The organism is Shewanella sp. SG41-4 (assembly GCF_014164505.1).
Taxonomy (GTDB): Bacteria; Pseudomonadota; Gammaproteobacteria; order Enterobacterales; family Shewanellaceae; genus Shewanella.
This window is the reverse complement of sequence record NZ_JACJFI010000223.1, coordinates 1-6,649: the sequence shown is the minus strand read 5'-3', so window position 1 is coordinate 6,649 and position 6,649 is coordinate 1. Positions and strand designations below refer to the sequence as shown.

Here is a 6,649-nt window from a genome sequence, read left to right as displayed (position 1 = left end):
TAAACTTACAGTGTGGTGCCAACCTAAGTTAAAGTCTTCGTTATTATTAATTAGATGAATATTGTGCAGCACTGTGTATTGGTCTTGCAGGTATTCGTAGCTGATCCAAGGGTAAACAAACTCACGATCAAACGGTAATGGTGAAATAGGGTAATCGTCGATGTTATTGAATTGATGTTGGTCTTGGGTTATCCCTAGGCTAATACGGTGCAATTGATCTGGCGTTTTATCGACTAACCAACCAAATCCAACGTTAGCATAATCAATAACATGTTCAAATTCGTTAATGTCTTGGCCATTTTGTCTTATGGTGTCGATGCGGGTATCTGTTAACCATGACGCTGAGTACATGTTTTGGGTATCAAGGGTGTAAAAGGGCTTATTAAAAGCAAGTGCAGATGCTTGGCCGTCACTGTTGTCGTAAAAATCAACTGAAACGTTACCGTGTTTAATCCATCTTACTGGGGCATCAAAGGCAAACTTGTAACCGGTACGATCGGCACTTGATTGGTATTTTATTTTAGTTTTAACCCCTAATCCCAGCAGGTTATCTTCTTTCATACCGAAGGAATATTTAGTGTCGCCGCCATTTTTACTCAAACTGACTGTCGGCAGTAATGACCAGTTATCCCAGGTTTCGACTAATACCACGTCTTCAACGTTGTCGTCGGCGAGTGGATCTTTTCTGGCGATGTTGATATCAGCATCTCGAATATAAGACTCGTAACGTAATAAGCGCTGCGCTTCTTCAAGATCTTTTTGAGTAATTTTTTCGCCTTTTTCAAAGCTTAAGCTATTGAGGATGGTCGACTCTTTGGTATTAATATGCAGATAGTTTGCCCAACGGTGAAGGAAAATAGCGTCCGGAGCTGACTCATCAAAAATAGGATGACTAACAATTACAATGTTTGCGACTTTTTCGACATCATGCTTATTGATTGTCGATGGACTAGAGGGCGTAGTGACAGAGTCATCGTTGGCTTTTAACTGTGCCGGACTGTCAGCAATAGTTGCTTGAACAGCAGGCGAAGAAAGCAGGATGACGAAAAAAAATACTGCCATAAATATGATTGGCATGGCTTCGTCCTTATTTTTATTGTTATGTGTTTGAGAGGCCTGTAAAAATAGAATTGTTGTTTTCAATATGAACCTTTTATGTTGCCTCTTTGTTTCATATCATACCTGAATAACATAATAGTCAAACATTTAGCTTGAATATATATATCATTAAGCCATTAAAAAAGTATGGGTATTTGAGTTGTTAAAAAATAAGGGCAGTATTTATAGCTGCCCTTATTTCGATCTGAATGTAATGGTAAGTTGTTAGATTTATAACGATCGACGGGGAGGCACGATAACGTTAGCGAATATGAGTCCAGCGATTAAGGACATAAAGATTAGGAATATTTGTGAGCCTAAATGGGCTTGATTCAACATGGTTTCGCCCGAAATTAATGCATTAAGACCAATATAGGTTTTGCTACCGGGAACGAGGATGACGATACCTTGTAGCAAGGCAATAGACACTGGAGCCTTCATCCAACGAGCATATAGATTTGAATAAATACCTACAGCTAACGCACCAACAAAAATACCAATAGATTCCCCTAAGTAAATCCCGCCTAACATGGCAGAGAAAAATGCCACAATGCCGGCAAACACGCCCCAAGGAGAGTCTTTTAAACGTGCCTTAAAGATGATTGCCAGTGACATAGACAATAACGGCACCGCAGACCAAATAGCCCAACGGGGTAGTGGTATTGGCTCTATATAAATTGTCTCGCCAAATATAGCTTTACCAATAGTCATACCAAGTACTGCGCCGAAATACAATTTAAACAATTGCATTACAGCATCCATAATACGTGCAGTACCGGAGATTAAGTCGCGGGCGGCAAGCTCTGCTAAGCCGAGTGTGAGTGCAAGACCAGGAACAAAAATAATGATCCCAGACAAAATGGTCACAGGCAAATTGATACTCGGGTCAAATTGCGCAATCCCCGTCGCCAAGATAGCGCAAACCACAGCCGCCATAGGTTCGAGCATTTCTGCTATACGTTTTGAGCGTTCCGCCCAAAAAACTAAGCTGTATACCAGCAAGCCTAAAATAGCTGACCAAAAAACGTCATGCCAACCGGTACCCATTAACATCGCGAATGCACCCGCACTTGAACCAAAAGCTAACAGCGTCAGTTTATGGCCATAAGGATTAGGTTTATTGGCAATTTCTTCTAAGCGCTCTAACGCTTCTTGCAGGGTTCGCTGTCCAGAACTGAGCTCTTCAACTAATTCAAAAGTACGTGCTAATGAGCCTAAATCTAAATCGCCAGGTTTAACGCGTGCAACGTGATTATATTCTTGCTCAGTGTCATGTTGGAGTACAAATGTCATCGATGTTGGCGATATTAAGAAATAGCCTTCAATACCGAGGGTATTACATACCGTTTGTAAATGGGATTCTAAGCGATACGCAGGAGTACCAAACTTGTGCAGATATTTACCTAATTTAATGATAAATCTACGTTTTTCTAAAAAATCCTGATTATCCACTGGGCAGTAGTCACTCTTTGTTAAGGTATTGAGCTTATTTTGGCGCGAATATTAACCGATTAAGGCGTGTGTTTACAGCCAAACTGATTCAAAATGCAGTCATAACATCAACAAATCAAAGATTAGTCTAATAATAACAATATAGTCGACTTAAGGAATAACACATGACATTGATGGTATCGGGTTTATATGCCGGCTTAACGGCGCTGTTGGTTTTAGCATTATCTTACAAAGTGGTAAAATTCCGCCGAGTGAATAAAATAGGCATCGGTGATGGTGGCCATCAAGGATTATCCATTGCAATAAGAGCTCATGGCAATTTAATGGAAAATGCGCCCATAGCACTAATTTTGTTAGCACTGGCTGAACTGAATGGTATGCCGGTTTACTTGATTCACAGTTTGGGCACGGCTTGGATTGTTGCGCGTTTATTACATGCTATTGGATTAAATCAAGGTCAAGGCGGCCATCACTTCGGTCGTTTTTGGAGTGTGTTAACCACTTGGATTGTGCTATTAGTTTTAGCGGTCGCTAATATTGGCTTCTTTCTAGGGTTATAGTATTGAAAGTATACGGGAATAGCAATATTCCCGCGTGTTTTACAAGGTTATAAAGGGATAAAAATATTTCACTTTTGATGTTTTTTTAGTCACACTTAGTGCCGCTGTACTGCTATACTCCGCGTCCGTTAAATTCAGCCGTAGGCTGATGTTGTCATCGGATCAGCTAGGCTGGTTTTCCCCATTTATGTAGGTCATATACATGCAAGTTGAGTCAACGTTATTTAATTATCCAAAGTTTTGGGCTGAATGCTACGGAACAGCACCTTTTTTACCCATGTCTCGTAAAGAGATGGATATTTTAGGTTGGGATAGTTGCGATATTATTGTCGTGACTGGCGACGCGTATGTTGATCACCCAAGTTTTGGTATGGCGGTGATTGGGCGAATGTTAGAAGCCCAAGGTTATCGTGTGGGTATTATTTCGCAGCCTGATTGGTCAAACAAAGAAGACTTTATGCAGCTAGGTCGCCCAAATCTATTTTTTGGGGTAACCGCTGGCAACATGGATTCGATGATTAACCGTTATACCGCTGACCGCAAGTTACGTCATGATGATGCTTACACTGCTGGTGATATTGGTGGCAAACGCCCAGATCGTGCGGTAACCGTGTACACCCAGCGTTGTAAAGAGGCCTTTAAAGACGTACCCGTTGTTATTGGCGGTATTGAAGCCAGCTTACGCCGTATTGCCCATTATGATTATTGGTCGGATAAAGTTCGTCGCAGTGTGATTTTTGACGCTAAAGCCGACATTTTAATTTACGGCAATGCTGAACGACCATTAATGGAAGTTGCACGCCGTATTGCTGCTGGTGAAGCCATTGGCGATATTGACGATGTTCGTGGTACCGCAACAATGCGTAAAGAGCCTATGCCCGGTTGGCGTGGCATGGATTCACGCAAAATTGACCAATTACATAAAATTGAGCCATTACCTAGCCCATATGGTGCTGATGATGTTGGTTGCAGTAATTTGTCAGGTCCAACAGACGAAAAGATTTTTGATAACGAGGCTCCTAAGGCCATTAGCGTTCAACCGCCTCGTCCAAAGCCATGGGAAAAAACCTATGTGCTACTTCCTGCCTATAACAAGGTCAGCGAAGACAAGTATTTGTATGCCCATGCCTCGCGTATTTTGCACCAAGAGCAAAACCCGGGTTGTGCCCGTGCGTTGTTTCAACCACACGATGCCAACCGTGGTGTATGGGTAAACCCACCTGCGTGGCCATTAAACACCGACGAAATGGATGCGGTATTCGATTTACCTTATCAACGCATCCCGCATCCGATGTACGGCAAAGAAAAAATTCCTGCCTACGATATGATTAAGACATCCATCAATATCATGCGCGGTTGTTTTGGTGGTTGTTCATTCTGTTCGATTACCGAGCATGAAGGACGCATTATTCAAAGTCGCTCGAAAGAGTCGATCATCAAAGAAATTAAAGATATTCAAGAAAAAGTGCCTGGTTTTACCGGCGTCATTTCTGACTTGGGTGGCCCAACGGCGAACATGTACCGTTTAGGTTGTACCAGTGAGAAAGCGGAGAAAACCTGTCGACGTTTATCGTGTGTGTTCCCGTCTATTTGTGGCCATTTAGGCACCGACCATAAACACACCATCGACTTATACAAAGCGGCACGTGAAGTGCCGGGCATTAAAAAAGTGTTAATTGCTTCGGGCGTTCGTTACGATTTGGCTATCGAAAACCCTGAATATATTAGAGAGTTAGCTAAGCATCATGTGGGCGGTTATTTAAAAATTGCCCCTGAACATACCGAAGAAGGCCCGCTCAGTAAAATGATGAAGCCAGGTATGGGAACCTATGACAAGTTTAAAGAACTGTTTGATAAGTTTTCTAAAGAAGCGGGTAAAGAACAGTTTTTAATTCCGTACTTTATTTCGGCGCATCCTGGTACTACCGATGAAGACATGGTTAATTTGGCATTATGGTTAAAAGGGCAGAAATTTAAGCTCGACCAGGTCCAAAACTTTTATCCATCTCCGATGGCAAATGCGACCACGATTTATCATACCGAACTTAACTCACTGAAAAACATTAAGCATGATAGTGAACAAGTGACAGTGCCTAAAAAAGGTCGTCAGCGTAAATTGCATAAATTCTTGTTGCGTTACCACGACCCAATGGGCTGGCCGATGATCCGTGAAGCCTTAGTTGCTATGGGTAAAGAGTCGTTAATTGGTAATGGTCCAAATCATTTGGTACCACCCGAAACGCGTAACGAGCAAACTAAAGTGAAGTGGGGCCAAAAGCCATCGGCTAAAGCGAAAGAACAAAGCGGCCAAAAAGCCATGACGCGTTTTTCTGCCGATCAGTTTGAAGACCGAAAAGGCAACACTAAATCGGATAAAGGCAGTGCTAAAGCGGATAAAGGCAGTTCTAAGCCAGTAGGGCAAAAGCCTAAATCTCCAGCGAAGGCTTCGGGCCAAGCGGCAAAAGGCCAGGCGCCCAACAGCCAAGGTGCTAAGCGTCCAGCTAAAGCGAACACTTGGGCGACTAAATCTAAATACGCCAAGTAAGCTAACTTACCGCCATAAAAAACCCGCATTAACGTTTGCGGGTTTTGTTTTTTTAGCAGTAATAGATTCAATAACAAGGTAATCTTGTTCGGTACTTTCGTCTTTTAATTTAGTCAGCTCAGTAGCCGTTTTGTTATACGACTGCACTTTATTGATTAAATTACTCAATGGTTTGATAAACAAGGAATGATCATTATGCCAACGTTAATTAGGTTTAGCGGATATCTCAGTGGTGTATTGCTGTGTGGTAGCGCTATGTTGGTTAATCCTGCTTATGCCGCAAACTCGGTACAGCAACAGCAATTTTTTGAAGCGATTAGCGCTCTTTGTGGTAAAGCTTTTGCCGGTAAAATCACTGCTGGCGGCAGTGAAGGGGATGGCTTTAGTGGCAAACCATTAATTATGCACGTAAGAGACTGCACCGATCATCAGTTACGTATTCCATTTCATGTAGGCGCTGATCACTCTCGCACTTGGGTGATAACTCAAACCGATACCGGATTGCGCTTAAAGCATGATCATCGTCATAAAGATGGCAGCGATGACAAAGTGACCATGTATGGTGGAGAGACCCGCGATACCGGTACCGCAAATATGCAGACTTTTCCTGTTGATGCAGACTCTATTGCTAATTTTAAACAAAATGGCTTAACACAGTCGGTTACTAACGAATGGCAGATGATGATTGAAGCGCATACTTTTACCTATCGTTTAAGTCGTGAGGATCGAGATTTTAAAGTCGAGTTTGATTTATCTCAACCAGTGGCATTACCGCCAGCGCCTTGGGGATATAAATAGGTTTTTGATAAGTATATCGGTTAGGCATGGCCTGCGGCCACTAACGTCGTGGCGCTTCACCGATATCAGACTTTTCAAACTTCGTTTGAATTAAGATCGCAAGGTTCCACCCTGCACGGGCCAAAAGGGGATCAACAGCAATCCCCTCTTGGATCACCCCTGCCGTTCCGGCAACATTTTCGCTTTTTAACCAAAC

5 protein-coding genes and 1 pseudogene are annotated in these 6,649 nt (G+C 42.5%); 3 read left to right on the top strand and 3 right to left on the bottom strand.

The window, feature by feature from the left end; translation table 11 throughout:
• Positions 1-1,077, bottom strand: a pseudogene (locus tag H5202_RS16565) (hypothetical protein); the annotation flags it as partial.
• Between the two features lie 252 nt (positions 1,078-1,329).
• Positions 1,330-2,550: a threonine/serine exporter family protein gene (locus tag H5202_RS16560; protein ID WP_182773047.1), complete on the bottom strand. Its 1,221-nt coding sequence runs from the start codon at positions 2,548-2,550 to the stop codon at positions 1,330-1,332.
• 164 nt (positions 2,551-2,714) lie between these two features.
• On the opposite strand from H5202_RS16560, the gene H5202_RS16555 reads away from it, so the two are divergent.
• A complete protein-coding gene (locus H5202_RS16555; RefSeq protein WP_182773046.1) occupies positions 2,715-3,110 on the top strand; it encodes an MAPEG family protein in 396 nt (131 codons plus the stop codon).
• Positions 3,111-3,312: 202 nt separating this feature from the next.
• Positions 3,313-5,655 (top strand): YgiQ family radical SAM protein, encoded by a 2,343-nt coding sequence (locus tag H5202_RS16550; protein ID WP_182773045.1) that lies wholly within the window; start codon positions 3,313-3,315, stop codon positions 5,653-5,655.
• 6 nt (positions 5,656-5,661) lie between these two features.
• Here H5202_RS16550 and H5202_RS16545 read toward each other — a convergent pair whose 3' ends face one another.
• Positions 5,662-5,838 carry a hypothetical protein gene (locus H5202_RS16545; protein WP_182773044.1) on the bottom strand — a complete coding sequence of 59 codons (177 nt, stop codon included), beginning with the start codon at positions 5,836-5,838 and terminating at the stop codon, positions 5,662-5,664.
• Positions 5,839-5,850: 12 nt separating this feature from the next.
• Between H5202_RS16545 and H5202_RS16540 the strand changes: the two genes are divergently transcribed.
• Positions 5,851-6,453, top strand: a complete 603-nt coding sequence (locus H5202_RS16540; protein ID WP_182773043.1) for a hypothetical protein — start codon at positions 5,851-5,853, stop codon at positions 6,451-6,453.
• Positions 6,454-6,649: the final 196 nt, after the last annotated feature.

Coding starts and splice junctions, on each gene's coding strand:
- H5202_RS16555 (WP_182773046.1), top strand. CDS start 2,715: ATGACATTGATGGTATCGGGTTTATATGCCGGCTTAACGGCGCTGTTG.
- H5202_RS16540 (WP_182773043.1), top strand. CDS start 5,851: ATGCCAACGTTAATTAGGTTTAGCGGATATCTCAGTGGTGTATTGCTG.
- H5202_RS16550 (WP_182773045.1), top strand. CDS start 3,313: ATGCAAGTTGAGTCAACGTTATTTAATTATCCAAAGTTTTGGGCTGAA.